The organism is Micromonospora sp., from assembly GCF_048594385.1.
In the GTDB taxonomy this organism is placed as follows: Bacteria; Actinomycetota; Actinomycetes; order Mycobacteriales; family Micromonosporaceae; genus Micromonospora; species Micromonospora wenchangensis.
Genome location: NZ_JBMDWU010000185.1, coordinates 1 through 15,986, shown reverse-complemented (window position 1 = coordinate 15,986; position 15,986 = coordinate 1). Strand labels below are relative to the sequence as shown.

Here is a 15,986-nt window from a genome sequence, read left to right as displayed (position 1 = left end):
CCACCCGACCCCGTCGCCGCAAGAGCCAGCACGGACGCGGCGCACCACGCGCGCCTTCTCCCCCGGTATGTGGCAGGCACGCGCAGCGGACCCGACGGCGGCACGGAAGCTCCGAATGGTGAGCGGAACACTCATTCGATACGCCTGTTCTCTGATCATTCGGCAGCGGTATATATTCCGCTGGACAACCACCCGAAAATCTGCGGACGATAAGGCGAAAAGCGATCGCATTCCCGCCCCCGCCGGCATTCTCCCGAGGGCGCTTCGATTCCCGAAGAGGGCGAACCCCACCCACCTGACCGACCATCCTGATCGGATCGGCGCGCAGTCCACGCCACCCTCAGAGGGGAGAGAAGAATGAGCAGCCGACCACCCGGAAGGTCGTCACAACCCACCGTCGCCGTGACGACGGCCCGTTGCCGACGATCGGTCCTCGCCGCCGGGGTGGCGGTACTCGCGATGGTGGCGGCGATCGGCGACGCGTCCGCCGGACACGCCAGCGGCGTACCCGTCGAACGTGCCGTCACCTCTGCGGTGCCGGCGCACGACGCGACGGGGCGGGCGCCGGCGAAACTGGGCGCCGTGACAGCCCTCGGCGCGGGTGAGAGCCACAGCCTCGCGCTGCGCTCGGACGGCACCGTCGTCGCCTGGGGCGGAAACTACGCCGGGCAGCTGGGCGACGGCACCACCGTCGACCGCACCACCCCGGTACGGGTGTGCGCGGTGGGACAGGGCGCTCCCTGCACCCGGCTCCTCACCGGCGTGATCGCCATCGCCGCCGGCAGCAATCACAACCTCGCCCTGCTCAGGGACCACACCGTCGTCGCCTGGGGTGAGAACTGGGGGGATCTCGGTGACGGCACCCGTAACAACCACCCCACTCCGGTACGGGTGTGCGCGGTGGGGCAGGTCGCCCCCTGCACCAGGTTCCTGACCGGAGTCAGGTCCATCGCCGCCGGCGCGTTCCACAGTCTGGCGGTGCTGGACAACACCTCCGCCGTCGCCTGGGGCTACAACTCCTTGGGCGAGCTCGGAGACGGCACCATCTACACCCGTCTGACTCCCGTACGGGTGTGCGCGGTGGGGCAGGTAGCCCCCTGCACCAAGTTCCTCAGCGGAGTCAGGTCCATCGCCGGCGGCTGGGTCCACACCGTGGCGGTGGCCGACAACGCGCTGGCCCTGGCCTGGGGCTGGAACCAGGCCGGGCAACTGGGCGACGGCACCACCATCGACCGCACCACCCCGGTGCGGGTGTGCGCGGTGGGACAGGTCGCCCCCTGCACCAAGTTCCTGTACGCGGCGAAATCCGTGGCTGCCAACGTCGCCGACAGCATGGCGCTGTTGGGTGACGGCGGCCCCGTCACCTGGGGCGACAACCTCACAGGCGTGCTCGGCGACGGCACGTTCACCGGCCGGGCAACGCCGGTGCGGGTGTGCGCCGTGGGGCAGACGGCACCCTGCGACCGGTTCCTGTACGGAACCCGGAACATCGCCCCCGGCCCGGTCCACACCATGGCGCAACTGAGTAGCGGCGGCGTCCTGACCTGGGGCGACAACTTCACAGGTGAGCTCGGCGACGGCACGTTCACCGGCCGAACGGTCCCGGGGCAGGTGTGTGCGGTGGGACAGACCGCCCCCTGCGAGCGGTTCCTGTACGGGATCCGGGACATCGCCGCCGGCGACTACCACAGCCTGGCGCTCCAGCCTGACTACACGGTGGTCGCCTGGGGTGCCAACGGCCAGGGCCAACTCGGGGACGGCAGTGACGAGCCTCGTCCCACCCCGGTCCAGGTTCTCGCACCCCAGAGTTAGCGGGAGACCGGGGCCGGGCTGGATGGCCGGGGCCCCACCCGGGCCCCGGCCGCAGGAGCCGGCCTATCCTCCTGTTCGGGGCGGAACGCCCGCTCGGCGCAAGCACGGCTCCGAGCCGGGCCGGCCGCCCACACGCACGGTAGGAGGCCGTCCCGCGGCCGGCGGCGCATAACGGCAGGCCGGGACGATCCGGCCCGGCGGAATGCCCGACATTCGCCATTCGCAATGGTCACTGTCCGCCACCAGGGGCACGGCCGACTGACCTCAACGGGTGTTAAGTCGACGCTCATTCCCGGCACATGGTTGACGGCCCGCATCCCGAGGGCAATCATGTTGTTCACCGGATTCCCGGCCCGCGCAAATGTCGGATCTGGTAGTTGTTCCGGCGTTTCGACGCGGTTGCCCGCGAGGCGGATGCCCCGTGCGCAATTCCCTGTCGACCCAGTCGGGAAAACTGCCGCAGGCAGTCAGGAGCACACCGGTGAACGGGAACGACGAAGATCCCGCGCCGACCCGGCCCCGGCCGGCTTCACACGGCGCTGAGCTGCACGAAGAGCTTGCCCTGCACGGTGGCGCACCGATCCGCCGCACTCCCTGGCCCACCTACGACAAAGGCGCGGTACACGTCTGCGCCGACGACGAGGAAGCGGCGATGCGCGCTATCCGCAGCCACCTCTACTTCCGCTACGACCATCGCACCGAGGCGGAAACGGAGTGCGGGCAGTTCGAGGCGGAACTGTGCCGTTATTTCGGCACCCGGCACGCCCTCGCCGTATCCAGTGGCACCGCCGCGCTCGCCCTGGCGATCATGGGTGCCGCCGTTCCGCCCGGCTCATTGGTGGCCTGCCCGGGATTCACTTTCGTCGCCACCCCGAGCGCCATTGTGCTGGCCGGTTGCCGACCATTCCTGGTCGAGGTGGACGACGACCTGCGGATGGACCTCGACGACCTGCGCCGCCGCTGGCGGCCGGAGATCAAGGCCATCCTGGTCGTGCACATGCGCGGTTTCGCCGCCGACGTCGCCGCGCTGGCCGCCTTCGCCGCCGAGATGGGCGTACCGCTGATCGAGGACGCGGTGCCCGCCCTCGGTGCCGAACTGCACGGCCGCAAGCTCGGCACGTTCGGCGTGGCCGGGGCGTTCAGCACCCAGTCCGACAAGGCGCTCAACTGCGGTGAGGGCGGCTTCCTGGTCACCGACGACAGCACCCTGTTCGCTCGGGCGGTGGCGCTGTCCGGGGCGTACGAGGGGCGGCTGCGGCGGCACTTCCCCGGCACCGAACCGCCCGTCGACGGGCTGGACCTGCCCCTGCTCAGCCTGCGGATGGACGAGATCCGGGCCGCCCTGCTGCGTGCCGAACTGACCCGGCTGCCGCAGCGACTGGCCCTGTTCCACCGCAACTACGCCCAGGTCAGCGGCGCGCTGGCCGATCTGCCGGGGATCGCCATCCGCAACCCGGTCGCACCCGGGGCGTACCTCGGTGAGGCGTTCGTGTTCCGGGTTCCCGGCGGCGACGCCGGCTGGTTCACCCGCGCCCTGCGCGCCGAGGGCATCGACGCCCGCAACATCGGTGCGGACGACGACCTCAACGTGCGGGCCTTCTGGAACTGGCGGTTCATGTACGACGACCGCGACCCGGCACGGGTACGGGCCACCCTGCCGCGCACCGCCCGGCTGCTCGCCGAGACGGTCGACGTGCCGCTGTCGTCCAGTCTCACCCCCGACGACTGCGACCAGCTGATCCGCGCGGTCCGCAAGGTCGCCGCCGCGGCGGGGAGGCCCGGCGGCGCGGCACCGGACGGGTCGCTCCCGGCGGCCGTCGGGGTGGAGTCGGTGCGGGCATGACCACCGCCCCGACCCGGGACACCGCCGTCCCCCGGCTGGCGATGGTGGGCATCTTCGGTGGTCTCTTCGCCGGCTACCCGGGGCTCACCGCGGTCATCCCGGTGCTCCCGGCGTTCCTGCGCGACCGGCACGACGCCGGGGACTTCACCGTCGGCCTGGTGGTCACCGTGACGGCGGTGACCGCGCTGCTGGTCCGCCCGGTCGCCGGCGCGCTGGCCGACCGGTACGGCCACCGCACGGTGATGCTGACCGGGGCGCTGGTCGTCGGCGCCGGGGGCCTGCTCTACCTGCTGCCGTTGGGCGTGCCCGCGCTGGTCGCGGTGCGGCTGCTGCTCGGGGCCGGTGAGGCCGCCCTGTTCACCGCCGGTGCGGTGTGGACGGTCGCGCTGGCCCCGCACCACCGGCGCGGCCAGCTCATCGGCCTGTACGGGGTGAGCATGTGGGGCGGCATCTCGGCCGGCACGTTCCTCGGCGCGACCCTGCAACAGGTCTCCTTCACCGCGGTGTGGGTGCTCAGCGCCGCCGCGCCGCTTCTCGCCGCCGGGCTGGTCGCCGTGGTGCCGACGCCGCTCCGGACCGCCCCGACCGGCGGTGGCGGTGGCCTGCTGCTGCGCCCGGCGCTGCTGCCCGGGATCGCGCTGACCCTCGGGGCCGCCGGTTACGCCGGACTCGCCGCGTTCGTGGTGCTGCACCTCGACGCCCGCGACATCGGGCACGGGGTGGTGGTGCTGAGCTGTTTCAGCGCCGTCTACGCCGGCACCCGGCTGGTCATCGGGCACCTGCCCGACCGGCTCGGGCCGCGTCGGGTGGCCGCCTGGTGCGGGGTCGGTGAGGCGGTCGGGCTGGCCGTCGTCGCGGTCGCCCCGAACCTGCCGGTGGCCGTGGCCGGCAGCGTGGTCATGGGGATCGGCTTCTCGTTGCTGCACCCGTCGCTGGCACTGATGGTGATGGACCGCACCGACCCGGCCCGGCAGGGCGCGGCGATCGGCGCGTACACCTCGTTCTGGGATCTGGGGCTCGCGGTGTGGGGGCCGGTCACCGGCCTGGTCGCCGCAGGCTTCGGCTACCCGGCGGTCTTCGTCGTCGGCGCGGCCTGCGCGCTGGTCGCGGCGGCCCTGGCGGTACGCATCGGCCGCCCCACCACACCCACGGAGGTACCCGCCGGATGAGCGAGCCGTTGACCGTCCTGTGCATCACCGGCTGGTGCCGCAACGGCAGCACCATCATCGGCAACGTCCTCAACGAGGTACCCGGCTTCTTCCACGTCGGTGAGCTGCACTTCCTGTGGAAGAACGCCACCGGTCGGGGGGTCAACGACAGGTGCGGCTGCGGCGCGGCGTTGACCGGCTGCCCGGTCTGGTCGACGGTGCTGCCGATCGGCCGGCCCGAGGGGACGTCCCCGGACGCGCACGCCGCGACGGTGATCCGGCGGCAGTGGTCCCGGGTGCGCACCCGGCACACCTGGCGGGTGCTGCGACGCGGCCTGTACGACGACGAGATCCGCGCGCACGCCGAGCTGATGGGCCGGGTCTACCACGGCATCGCCGACCGGACCGGGGCACAGGTGATCGTGGACACCACGAAGATTCCCGGCGAGGCCGCGCTGCTGGCGCACCTGCCCGGTATCCGGCCGTACTACGTGCACCTGGTCCGCGACCCCCGGGCGGTCGCGCACTCGTGGCGGGAGCCGAAGCAGTACGTCTACGCGATGTCCGCCGCCCGCAGCACCGGCTACTGGCACGGCTTCAACCGGGCCGCCGCCGCGATCACCCGCCGGTACCCGGACCGGTCGATGTTCCTGCGCTACGAGCAGTTCACCGCCGACCCGGCCGGCACCGTCGACGCGCTGCTGCGGCTCTGCGCCGCCGACCCGGCCGGCAACCCGGTGCAGGGCCGCACCGTGCACCTGCACACCAACCACACGGTCACCGGCAACCCGGACCGGTTCCGCACCGGGCCGACGCTCATCCGGGACTCCGACGACGGCTGGCGGCGCACCCTGTCGACCCGCCGACGGTGGGCCGCGACCGCGCTGGCCTGGCCGCTGTTCGGCCGGTACGGCTACCGCTCCCCCGGCCCCGCCCCGGCGACGGTCGGCAGCACATCGGACAACGGGAGGTAACGGGCGTGGATCTCGGGCTGAAGGGGCGGGTCGCCCTGGTCGCGGGTGGCACCAGCGGCATCGGGTTGGCCTGCGCGAAGGAGTTCGCCGCCGAGGGCGCCCAGGTGGCGATCTGCGGACGCGACCCGGACCGGCTGGCCGCCGCCGAGCGGGAGTTGACGCAGGTGGCGACCGGTCGGGTCAGCGCCACCAGCGTCGACCTCACCGATCCCGACGCGGCCCGCGACTGGGTCGACGCGGTCGCCGCCGACCTGGGCGGGGTGCACGTGCTGGTCGCCGGAGGCGGCAGCCCGCCGGTCGGCACCGCCAGCGGCTTCGCCGTCGACGACTACCGGGCCGCCGTGGACCGGGTGCTGCTGCCGGCGGTGGCGCTGGCCACGGCGGCACTGCCGCACCTGCGGGCCGCCGGCTGGGGACGACTGCTCTTCGTCGCCTCCGAGACCGCCTGCGTGCCGATCGGGCCGCTGGTGCTCTCCGGGGTGACCCGGGCGGCGCTGGTCCGGTTCGCCCAGGGCCTCGCCGTCGACGTGGGCCGCGACGGCATCACCGTCAACGTGCTCGCCCCGGGCGGGGTACGGACCCCGCCGATGGAACGCGCCGCCGCCCGGCTCGCCACCGACGGCGACGTGGAGGCCCGGCTGGCGGCGATGGGCCACCACAGCGCGGTGGGCCGGCTGGCCCGGCCGGACGAGGTGGCCGCGGTGGCCGCCTTCCTGGCCAGCGAGCGGGCCTCCTTCGTCACCGCCGGGGTGCACCTGATCGACGGCGGGGCCGCCGCGACCGGCCCGGAGCTGCCCCACCTGACCGGCGTCGGCCGGGACACCTACTCCTGACCCCGCCCACACCCCCGCCCGCCCCCGCGCACGAAGGAGTGCCGCATGTCCACGACCAGCCAGTTCACCGAACGGGACGTCTCCGAGTTCTTCGACCAGACCACCCAGACGTACCTCAGCTTCTGGGACAGCGAGGGGGTGCTGCACACCGGCTACTTCGCCGACGCCGACGACACCGACTACCCGGCGGCGGCCGACCGGACGTCGGACATCCTCGCCGCCGAGGCCGGCATCGACGCGTCCTCGACGGTGCTGGACGTCGGCTGCGGCTGCGGCAACTTCCTGCTGCGGCTGGCCGGACACACCGGCTGCCGGGGCGAGGGGCTGGACCTGAGCATCGAACGGGTCCGCTTCGCCCAGACCAAGCTGGCCGAACGCGGGGGTGGCCTGCCGGTGGCCTTCCGGCACGGCTCGGCCACCGCCATGCCGTACGCCGACGGCAGCTTCACCCACGTGGTCAGCCAGGACGCGCTGTTCCTGGTGCCGGACAAGGCGCGCAGCCACGCGGAGATGTTCCGGGTGCTCGCCCCCGGCGGGACGCTGGCCGTCACCGACTTCCTGCAACCCGTCGCCGAGGTCGGCGAGGCGGCCCGCCGGCACGTCTACGACCGGGTGCGGTGGAGCAGCGGCTACTCCCTCGACGGCTACCGGGAGGCGTTGACGGCGGCCGGGTTCGAGGTGACCGTCGCCCGCAGCCTCGACACGCACATCCGGCAGACGTACCGGGTGCTCGGGGAGACCGCCCGGCAGCGGGCCGCCGCAAGCGACGACGAGGCGGCCCGGAGGTGGATCCTCGGCTTCGCCGCCTCCTGCGACGAGATCCAGGCGGCGATCGACCGGGGCGAGTTCGGCTGGGGCATGTTCGTCGCCCGCAAGCCGGCCTGACCGGCCGCACCGACCCGCGTACCAGCTTCGGACCAGGAGGGTAGTCATGCAGCGCACCGACGCCGTCAAGCGGACGATCGCCGAGGTGGTGGCCGAACGCAGGACCCAGATGTCGCCCGGCGGGTTGTTCGTCGAGGCGTTCAGCAAGGACGGTTTCGACACCAGCGTCGACTACGACGTCACCATCACCGACTCGCTGACCAGCTCCCGGCGCAAGCCCCGCTACCCGTCGCGGAACATGCTCAAGGTGGTGGACCTGTCCCGGGAGCCGCAGGAGTTCTACTGGCACGAGAGCCCACCGCGCCCCGGCGACCCGGTCGTGGACGGCGCGGACCTGCGCCGGGAGGCCGCCAACCACTTCCACCGCTCCCCCATCCCGGAGCTGCTGACCACCCGGGCCTGGGTGCAGGTGCCCGACGAGCTGTGGGCCGACCCGGTGGGTTTCGCCCAGTTCATCGACTACCGCCTGGTGGTGCGGCTGGCCACCGCCGAGAACCACACCATCCTGCGTGGCGAGGGCGGGCTGCTGAACATGCCGCAGCTCGGCCGGCTCACCGACCCCGCGCCGTTCACGTCGACCATCCTGGCCGCCTGCAACGAGGTGGAGCAGATGGGCAGCACCGCCGACGGGTTGATCATCAACCCGGCCGACTACTACCGGCTGCTCGGCGAGGGGAACCTGATGCGCGACGTGGAGGACAACGGCGTCTTCATCGTCCGGACCCGGCTGGTCGACCCGGGCACCGCGATCGTCGGCGACTTCGGCCACGGCGCGGTGCTGTTCGATGCCGGCCGGTCGACCATCCGGTTCGCCGAGCCGCCGCCGGGCACCTTCGCCGAACCGGGGCGGGCGTTGTGCGCCGAGATCTGGGAACGGGTCGTGGTCAACCTGCCCACCTGTTTCTTCGTCGTCACCCTGTAGCGGGGTCCCGACATGGCGACGACGCCCGCGCCGGACGACGTACCCGCACGGTCCGACCCCGACGTCCTGGTCGTCGGCGCGGGCGTGGCCGGGCTGTTCTGCGCCTGGTTCCTGCGCCGGGCCGGGCTGAGCGTGACCGTGGTGGACCGGGGCGAGGTCGGCGACCCGGCCGCCTGCTCGTCGGGCAACACCGGTTTCGTCGGCACCCAGGGGGCCGCCCCGCTGGCCGAGCCGGGGGTGCCGGCGAAGGGGCTGCGCTGGCTGCTGCACCCGGACAGCCCGTTCCACGTCCGGCCCCGGCTCGACCGGGAGCTGCTGGCCTGGCTGTGGCACTTCCGCCGGAACTGCACGCAGCGGCAGGCCCGCGCCGGCTTCGAGGTGCTGCTCGACCTCAAGCAGCGCAGCCTGGCCATCCTGCGGGAGGTGTGCGCACACGACGACCTGGCCGGCACCCTCACCGCCCGCGGCATGCTGCTGGCCTGCCGTACACCGCAGGGGTACGCGCAGGCGCGGGCGTCGGTGCCGGCGGCGGTGGCCCGGGGGGTGCCGCTGCGCACCGTGGACCGGGCGGAGCTGGCCCGGCTGCAACCGGGCGTCGAGTTCGCCGTCGCCGGGGCGCTGCTCAACGAGGAGGGCGCCGCGTTGCGCATCCCGGCGTTCCTGCTCGCCTTCGCCCGGCTGTTGCGGGCGGCCGGGGTGGAGATCCTCACCGACACCGAGGTACGCGGCTTCGACACCGTGGACCGTCGGGTCCGCGCCGTCCGTACCAGCCGGGGCGACCTGCGCCCCGGTGAGGTGGTCCTCGCCGCCGGGGTGTGGTCGGCGGCGTGCGCCAGGCAGTTGGGCGTCGGCCTGCTGCTGCAACCCGCCAAGGGGTACGCGGTGACCGTCGACGCGGGCCCGGCCACCCCGACCCTGCCGGTTCTGCTCAGTGAGGGGAAGGTGGCCGTCATGCCGTTGGGCGACCGGATACGTCTGGCCGGGACGCTGGAGTTGACAGGTCTGGACACCAGCGTGTCCCCACGCCGGGTGGACGGCATCCGGCGCACCGTGCGGTCGTACCTGCCGGGGTGCGACACCGGGGGCCGGGTGCAGGTGTGGAGCGGGCTGCGGCCGTGCACCCCGGACAGCCTGCCGCTGATCGGCCGGCTCGGGTCGTACCGCAACGTCAGCGTCGCGACCGGGCACGGACACATCGGGATGGGGCTCGCCCCGGCCGGTGGGCGGCTGCTCGCCCAGCTCGTCACCGGGACGCCACCGGACGTGCCACTGGCGACGTTCGCGGTGGACCGGCACCGGCGGGGGCACCGGTGAGCGCGCCCACGATCGGGGTGCTCTGCCTGCAGACCAGCTTCGACAAGATCCCCGGCCACATCCGCAACCCGGCGACGTTCGACTTCCCGGTGGTGTACCGGGTCGTCGAGGGCGCCACCCCGCAGCGGTTGGTCCGCGAGGCCGATCCGACCCTGCTCACGCCGTTCGTCACGGCGGCCCGGGACCTGCAGGGCGCCGGGGTCGCCGCGATCACCGGGGCGTGCGGTTTCCTGGTGCTGTTCCAGGCGGAGTTGGCCGCCGCCGTGGACGTGCCGCTGCACTCGTCAAGCCTGCTGCAACTGCCGATGGTGCACCGGATGCTCGGTCCGGGCCGGACGGTCGGGGTGCTGACCGCCGACGCGGCGGCGCTGACCCGCCGGCACCTGGCCGCGGTCGGCGCGCAGGACGTACCGATCCGGGTGGCCGGGATGGCCGACGCGCCGGAGTTCCGCGAGGTGATGCTGGAGGGTCGGCGCGACGCCCTCGACGTCGACCGGTTGGCCGCCGAGGTGGTGGCCCGGGCGGACGCCCTGGCCGGGCCGGACCTGGGGGCGGTGGTCATCGAGTGCACCGACCTGGTGCCGTTCGCGCACCTGGTCCAGGCCCGGCTCGGGGTGCCGGTCTACGACATCGTCACCCTGACCACGATGGTGCACGCCGGCCTGGCCCGGCACCCGTACGCCGACCGCCGGTAGGTCGCGTTCCCGTTCCGCCGGCTGGTCGGGTCCTCACGGACCCGGCCGGCCGGCGGTCTTTTGTGGCATCCCACGGGTAGCGCGGCGGTCGCGCGGGCCGGGGCCGACGCCGGGGTCGATCCGCAGGTGATGCGGTATTCACGATTTCAAACTCCGCCATTGTCACGAGTTTCCGGCCGGATCCTCACCGTCGGTCGATGACGCATCGCACTGTGCGCGACGGCCCGCCGATCGCAGGATTGACATCAACCGATCAGGGGATGGGAGGCAGCCGGGATGGACGACAGATACGACGCGTACTGCGCGGTCGATCCGCTCTTCTACGACTCGTTGTCCAGCGCGAGCGCCACCGCCACCGGCATCGGCTACGCCACCGACCGCCCGCAGCCGGCGGACTGGGAACGCGAGGTCAAGGACGACTGGCTGATCCACGCGCCGGTCGGCGGCACCCTGCCCGCCCAGGGCTGGAAGATCCACGTCTCGGCCCGGCTGGACAACGCCGAGCGGGTCCTCACCCGGGTGATGGACTACTGCGAGCCGCGCGGCATCCCGTTCAAGCACCTGCGCGGCCCCCGGATGCTGCTGATGCGCAACAGCAAGTACGCCCGCCGCGGCGGCAGCGGCAAGTTCGTCACCGTCTACCCCCGTGACGACGCCGAGCTGGAGCTGACCGCCAAGGAACTGGCGGCGCTGCTCGACGGCGAGCAGGGGCCCTACATCCTCAGCGACCTGCGCTACGGCGACGGCCCGGTATACCTGCGCTACGGCGGTTTCGCCGCCCGCTACTGCCTGTCACCCGAGGGTCAGGTGGTGCCGGCCATCGCCGACGCCACCGGCACCCTGGTCCCCGACCGCCGCGACCCGGTGTTCCACCTGCCCGACTGGGTGACCCTGCCGGACTTCCTCGGCCCGCACCTGGCCGCCCGCAACGCCGCCAGCACCACCGAACTGCCCTACCGGATCGAGAAGGTCATCCACTTCTCCAACGGCGGCGGCCTGTACGAGGCGCGGGACACCCGGACCGACACCCGGGTGGTGCTCAAGGAGGCCCGCCCGTACGCCGGCCTCGACGCCACCGGGGCGGACGCGGTGACCCGGCTGCACCGGGAGGCCACGGTGCTGCGCCAACTCGCCGACGTCCCGCACCTGGTGCGGGTGCACGACGAGTTCAGCTTCGGCGGGCACGAGTTCCTCGCCCTGGAGTTCGTCGAGGGCCGCCCGCTCAACCAGGTCGTCGTGCAGCGCTACCCGCTGGTGCACCCGGACGCCGACCGCACCGACTACACCCGCTGGGCGCTGGACGTGCACCGGCAGGTCGCCGAGGCGGTCGAGGCCATCCACGCGCACGGCATCGTCTACGGCGACCTGCACATGTTCAACATCATGGTCGGCGACGACGGCGCGGTCACCCTGATCGACTTCGAGGTCGCCGCGCCGGCCGCCGAGGCGAGCCGCCCGGCGCTGCGCAACCAGGCGTTCGCCGCGCCCCGCGACCGGGTCGGCCCCGACGTCGACCGGTACGCCCTGGCCTGCCTGCGACTCGCCCTGTTCCTGCCGCTGACCGCGATGCTGCGGCTGGCCCCGGACAAGGCGGCGCACCTGGCCGACCTGGTGGCCGAGCACTTCCCGGTCGACCGGGCGGTGCTCGACGAGACCGTCGCGGTGATCGTCGGTCCCCCACCGGCCACCGGCACCGCCGACCCGACGACCCCGACGACACCCGCCGCGACGGCACCGACCCGGCTGGACCCGGACGTGGTGCGGGTCGACCCGGACGACTGGCCGCGCCTGCGCGACCGGCTGGTCCGGGCGATCACCGCCAGCGCCACGCCGCACCGCGACGACCGGCTCTTCCCCGGCGACATCCGGCAGTTCAGCGGCAACGACGGCGGGCTGAACCTCGCCCACGGCGCGGCCGGGGTGCTCTGGGCGCTGCACGCCACCGGTGCCCCCGTCGACCCCGACCACGTCCGCTGGCTGATCGACCGGGTCCGGGAACCGGCCTCCGGCAGCCGACTCGGCTTCTTCGACGGGCTGCACGGGGTGGCGTACGTGCTGGACCTGCTCGGGCACCGCGACGAGGCCCGCCGGCTGCTCGACCGCTGCCTCGGCGAACCGTGGACGGAACTCGGTAACGACCTGGTGGGCGGGCTGCCCGGCATCGCGCTGAACCTGACCCACTTCGCCGCGCTGACCGGCGAGGACCGCTACGAGGCCGCCGCCCGACAGGCCGTCGACCTGGTCGTCGACCGGCTCGGCGACGTCGACTCGGTGGCCGAGGTCAGCGGCGGCCGGCACCCGTACGCCGGGCTGATGCGCGGCGGCGCGGGAGTGGCGCTGATGCTGCTGCACCGGCACGAACGGGAACCCGACGCGCGGCTGCTCGACCACGCCGAGACCGCGCTGCGGCAGGACCTGCGCCGCTGCGTGCGCCGCGACGACGGGCACCTGGAGGTCAACGAGGGCTGGCGGACCATGCCGTACCTCGCTGAGGGCAGCGTCGGGGTGGGGCTGGTGCTCGACCGGTACCTGCGCCACCGGCCCGACGAGGCCCTGCGCGAGCAGGCCGACGCGATCCGCCGCTGCGCCGACTTCCCGTTCTACGCCCAGTCCGGGCTGTTCGCCGGACGCGCCGGCATCGTGGCCTACCTGGCCGCCCGGGGCGAGTACGACGTGGCCCACGACCAGGCCCGCCTGCTGGGTTGGCACGCCCTGCCGTACGCCGGCGGCACCGCCTTCCCCGGCGACCAGCTGCTGCGGCTCTCGATGGACCTGGCCACCGGCACCGCCGGCGTGCTGGCCGCCGTGGCCGCCGGCCGACCCACCGATCCGGTCCGGTTGCCGCTGCTGGCGCCGACCGGCGACCCCACCCCGGCCGACTGACGGCCCACCCGCTCCCCGGGGGTCACCCCGGGGCCACCCGACCCGACGACTGTGGAAAGGAGGAAAGACATGGCCCTGCTCGACCTTCAGGGGATGGAGCTGCCGGCCGCCGAGCGTACCGGCGGTGGTAGCCGGGCGAGTCTGCTGCTCTGCGGCGACAGCTCGCTGAGCGTCACGACCTGCAACTGAACCGACGGTCGTCGACCCGACGACCCGACCGGATTCACACCAGGCACATCAATACCGAACACCGACAGAAAGAGGTAAGACCATGGCTCTGCTCGACCTCCAGGCGATGGAACTGCCGGCCACCGAGCGCACCGGCGGCGGCAGCCAGGCCAGCCTGCTGCTCTGCGGCGACAGCTCGCTGAGCGTCACCACCTGCAACTGATCGACCGGTATCGCATGGCCCCGGACCGGCACCTGCCGGTCCGGGGCCGCGCGGCGTGGGAGGGGACGCGATGACACCGACCGACCGGCTCCTGCTGCGGGCCGTCCGCGCAGCCGGCTGGTGGACCCCGACGCTGGCCGTGGTCACCGTGGCCGGCACGCTCGCCGAGCTGGCCCTGCCGGCCGTGCTGGGCCGGGCCGTCGACGCCGCCGTCGGCACCGCGCCGCAGGACTCCCCCGACCGGTGGCTGGCCGCCGTCGTCGGGCTGATCGCGCTGCTGGTCGTCGTCGGCGTCGTGCGGGACTACGGCACCGGCGCGGCCACCGCCCGCTCGGTGGCCCACCTGCGGCACACCCTGGTCCGGCACCTGTTCGCGCTCGCCCCGCAGACCGCCGCCCGCCGCCCGGTGGGCGACCTCGCCGGACGGGTGGTGGGCCAGGTCGCCGACGCCGGTCAGGCCGCCCCGACACTGGTCACGGCCGCCACCGTGGCGCTGCCACCGGTGGGCAGCCTGGTGGCGCTCACCCTGATCGACCCGTGGCTCGGCGTCACCTTCGTCACGGGGCTGCTCCTGCTCGGACTGCTGCTGCGCGGCTTCGTCGCCGACGCCTCCGCCGCCGTCGCCGGCTACCAGCAGGCCCAGGGCGAGCTCGCCGGGCGGCTGGTGGAGGCGCTGGCCGGGGCGCGCACCATCGCCGCCGCCGGCACCGGGGAACGGGAGGTCGAGCGGGTGCTGACCCCGCTGGCCGCGCTGCACCGGCACGGGGCACGGACCTGGACGGTGCTCGCCGGCGCGGCCACCCGGGGCGCGGTGCTCAACCCGCTGCTCCAGGTCGCGATCGTCGCCGTCGGCGGGTTGTCGCTGACCGCCGGCAGGTTGACCCCCGGGGAACTGCTGGCCGCCATCCAGTACGCCGCCCTCGGCGCGGGCCTCGGCACCGTGGTCGCCGCCCTCAACACCGCCGTGCGGGTACGCGCCGGCTGCCGCCGGGCCGCCGACGTGCTCACCGATCCCGTCCGCCCGTACGGCGTCCGGCCGCTGGCGTCCGGGCCGGGCACCCTGGAACTGCGCGGCGTCACCGTCCGCGACGCCGACGGCCGGGCCCTGCTCGACCGGGTGGACCTGCGGGTGCCCGGCGGCACGCTGCTGGTCGTCGTCGGCGCCTCCGGTGCGGGCAAGTCCCGGCTCGCCGCCGTCGCCGGCCGGCTACGCGACCCCGACGACGGGGTGGTGCTCCTGGACGGTGTGCCGCTGCCGGAACTGACCCCGGCCGCCCTGCACGCCGCGATCGGCTACGGGTTCGAACGTCCGGTGCTCGTCGGCGACACGGTCGCAGCCGCCGTCGGGGCCGGTGCGGACCCGGTGCCGCTGGCCCGCGCCGCCGCCATCCACGACTTCGTCGAACGGCTGCCCGACCGGTACGGCACTCCGCTGGCCGAGGTCGCCATGTCCGGTGGTGAACGGCAACGGCTCGGGCTGGCCCGCGCGTTGCGCGCCGAACGGCTGCTGATCCTCGACGACGCCACGTCCAGCCTGGACACCGCAACCGAGTACCAGGTGACCCGGGCGCTGACCGGGCCGGGTGACCGGCGTACCCGGGTGGTGGTCAGCCACCGGCTCGGCATGGCCGCCCGCGCGGACCTGGTCGCGTGGGTGGCCGACGGGCGGGTCCGTGCCGTCGGCCCGCACGGGGCGCTCTGGGCCGACCCCGACTACCGGGAGGTGTTCCGGTCGTGACCACGGTCGTCGGCGTGACCCGGGCCGCGCTGCGGGCCCGACGGGCGCAGCTGTGGCGGTTGGCCGGCTGGTCGGCCGCCGAGGTGCTGCCGGCCGCCCTGTCCGGGCTGTTCACCGCGCGGGCCGTGGACAGCGGCTTCCTGGCCGGCCGGCCGGGCGTCGGGCTGGCCTGGCTGGCCCTGCTGGGGCTTGCGGTGCTGGTCGGCGCGGCCGGCACCAACCGGTCGTACGCGCTGCTCGGCGCGGTGGTGGAGCCGTTCCGCGACGACCTGCTGCGCCGGGTGGTGCGTGGCGCGGTGGCCGGCGCGGCCGGCGGCCGGGCCGACGACGCGGCGGTGGCCCGGCTCACCCACCAGGTGGAACTGGTCCGGGACACCTACGCCGGCCTGCTGATGGTGGTGCGGGGCTTCCTGTTCGCCCTCGGCGCCGCCGTGCTCGGCCTGTTCTCGCTGGCCGCCCCGGTGGCGCTGCTGGTCGCGGTGCCGGTGCTGGCCGGTCTCGGCCTGTTCGCCGTGGCGCTGCCGGTGATGGTGACCCGGCAGCGGGAG

General features: G+C 73.9%; 13 protein-coding genes and 1 pseudogene. All 14 read left to right on the top strand.

Annotated elements, in window-relative coordinates; genetic code table 11:
- Positions 1-402: 402 nt before the first annotated feature.
- Positions 403-1,812 (top strand): RCC1 domain-containing protein, encoded by a 1,410-nt coding sequence (locus ACOJTC_RS09990; protein WP_420116642.1) that lies wholly within the window; start codon positions 403-405, stop codon positions 1,810-1,812.
- A 652-nt stretch (positions 1,813-2,464) separates the two neighbouring features.
- Positions 2,465-3,655: a DegT/DnrJ/EryC1/StrS family aminotransferase gene (locus ACOJTC_RS09985; RefSeq protein ID WP_420116641.1), complete on the top strand. Its 1,191-nt coding sequence runs from the start codon at positions 2,465-2,467 to the stop codon at positions 3,653-3,655.
- Positions 3,652-4,824, top strand: a complete 1,173-nt coding sequence (locus ACOJTC_RS09980) for an MFS transporter (protein ID WP_420116640.1) — start codon at positions 3,652-3,654, stop codon at positions 4,822-4,824. Before ACOJTC_RS09985 ends, ACOJTC_RS09980 begins: the two co-directional genes overlap by 4 nt.
- Positions 4,821-5,777: a sulfotransferase gene (locus ACOJTC_RS09975; RefSeq protein WP_420116639.1), complete on the top strand. Its 957-nt coding sequence runs from the start codon at positions 4,821-4,823 to the stop codon at positions 5,775-5,777. Before ACOJTC_RS09980 ends, ACOJTC_RS09975 begins: the two co-directional genes overlap by 4 nt.
- Positions 5,778-5,782: 5 nt before the next feature.
- A complete protein-coding gene (locus tag ACOJTC_RS09970; RefSeq protein WP_420116638.1) occupies positions 5,783-6,610 on the top strand; it encodes an SDR family NAD(P)-dependent oxidoreductase in 828 nt (275 codons plus the stop codon).
- 45 nt (positions 6,611-6,655) lie between these two features.
- A complete protein-coding gene (locus ACOJTC_RS09965) occupies positions 6,656-7,495 on the top strand; it encodes an SAM-dependent methyltransferase (RefSeq protein ID WP_420116637.1) in 840 nt (279 codons plus the stop codon).
- A 46-nt stretch (positions 7,496-7,541) separates the two neighbouring features.
- A complete protein-coding gene (locus ACOJTC_RS09960) occupies positions 7,542-8,417 on the top strand; it encodes a family 3 encapsulin nanocompartment shell protein (RefSeq protein ID WP_357927817.1) in 876 nt (291 codons plus the stop codon).
- Between the two features lie 12 nt (positions 8,418-8,429).
- Positions 8,430-9,731 carry an NAD(P)/FAD-dependent oxidoreductase gene (locus ACOJTC_RS09955; protein WP_420116636.1) on the top strand — a complete coding sequence of 434 codons (1,302 nt, stop codon included), beginning with the start codon at positions 8,430-8,432 and terminating at the stop codon, positions 9,729-9,731.
- Entirely contained in the window at positions 9,728-10,426 is a 699-nt protein-coding gene (locus ACOJTC_RS09950) for an aspartate/glutamate racemase family protein (RefSeq protein WP_088647631.1), read from the top strand. Before ACOJTC_RS09955 ends, ACOJTC_RS09950 begins: the two co-directional genes overlap by 4 nt.
- Before the next feature lie 276 nt (positions 10,427-10,702).
- Entirely contained in the window at positions 10,703-13,309 is a 2,607-nt protein-coding gene (gene lanKC / locus ACOJTC_RS09945) for a class III lanthionine synthetase LanKC (protein WP_420116635.1), read from the top strand.
- Between the two features lie 69 nt (positions 13,310-13,378).
- The gene (locus tag ACOJTC_RS09940) at positions 13,379-13,498 is read left to right on the top strand and encodes a SapB/AmfS family lanthipeptide (RefSeq protein WP_088647629.1); all 120 of its coding nucleotides are present in this window, start codon (positions 13,379-13,381) and stop codon (positions 13,496-13,498) included.
- An 82-nt stretch (positions 13,499-13,580) separates the two neighbouring features.
- Positions 13,581-13,700, top strand: coding sequence for a SapB/AmfS family lanthipeptide (locus ACOJTC_RS09935; protein WP_067312693.1), 120 nt, complete (start codon positions 13,581-13,583; stop codon positions 13,698-13,700).
- Between the two features lie 70 nt (positions 13,701-13,770).
- Positions 13,771-15,438, top strand: a complete 1,668-nt coding sequence (locus tag ACOJTC_RS09930; protein WP_420116634.1) for an ABC transporter ATP-binding protein — start codon at positions 13,771-13,773, stop codon at positions 15,436-15,438.
- A pseudogene (locus ACOJTC_RS09925) lies at positions 15,435-15,986 on the top strand (ABC transporter ATP-binding protein); the annotation flags it as partial. The gene ACOJTC_RS09930 and the pseudogene ACOJTC_RS09925, both read left to right, overlap by 4 nt.

Excerpts from the sequence above, each read along its gene's own strand:
- ACOJTC_RS09975 (WP_420116639.1), top strand. The coding sequence starts at position 4,821 with ATGAGCGAGCCGTTGACCGTCCTGTGCATCACCGGCTGGTGCCGCAAC.
- ACOJTC_RS09985 (WP_420116641.1), top strand. The coding sequence starts at position 2,465 with ATGCGCGCTATCCGCAGCCACCTCTACTTCCGCTACGACCATCGCACC.
- ACOJTC_RS09935 (WP_067312693.1), top strand. The coding sequence starts at position 13,581 with ATGGCTCTGCTCGACCTCCAGGCGATGGAACTGCCGGCCACCGAGCGC.
- ACOJTC_RS09955 (WP_420116636.1), top strand. The coding sequence starts at position 8,430 with ATGGCGACGACGCCCGCGCCGGACGACGTACCCGCACGGTCCGACCCC.
- ACOJTC_RS09930 (WP_420116634.1), top strand. The coding sequence starts at position 13,771 with ATGACACCGACCGACCGGCTCCTGCTGCGGGCCGTCCGCGCAGCCGGC.
- ACOJTC_RS09960 (WP_357927817.1), top strand. The coding sequence starts at position 7,542 with ATGCAGCGCACCGACGCCGTCAAGCGGACGATCGCCGAGGTGGTGGCC.
- lanKC (WP_420116635.1), top strand. The coding sequence starts at position 10,703 with ATGGACGACAGATACGACGCGTACTGCGCGGTCGATCCGCTCTTCTAC.
- ACOJTC_RS09940 (WP_088647629.1), top strand. The coding sequence starts at position 13,379 with ATGGCCCTGCTCGACCTTCAGGGGATGGAGCTGCCGGCCGCCGAGCGT.
- ACOJTC_RS09965 (WP_420116637.1), top strand. The coding sequence starts at position 6,656 with ATGTCCACGACCAGCCAGTTCACCGAACGGGACGTCTCCGAGTTCTTC.
- ACOJTC_RS09980 (WP_420116640.1), top strand. The coding sequence starts at position 3,652 with ATGACCACCGCCCCGACCCGGGACACCGCCGTCCCCCGGCTGGCGATG.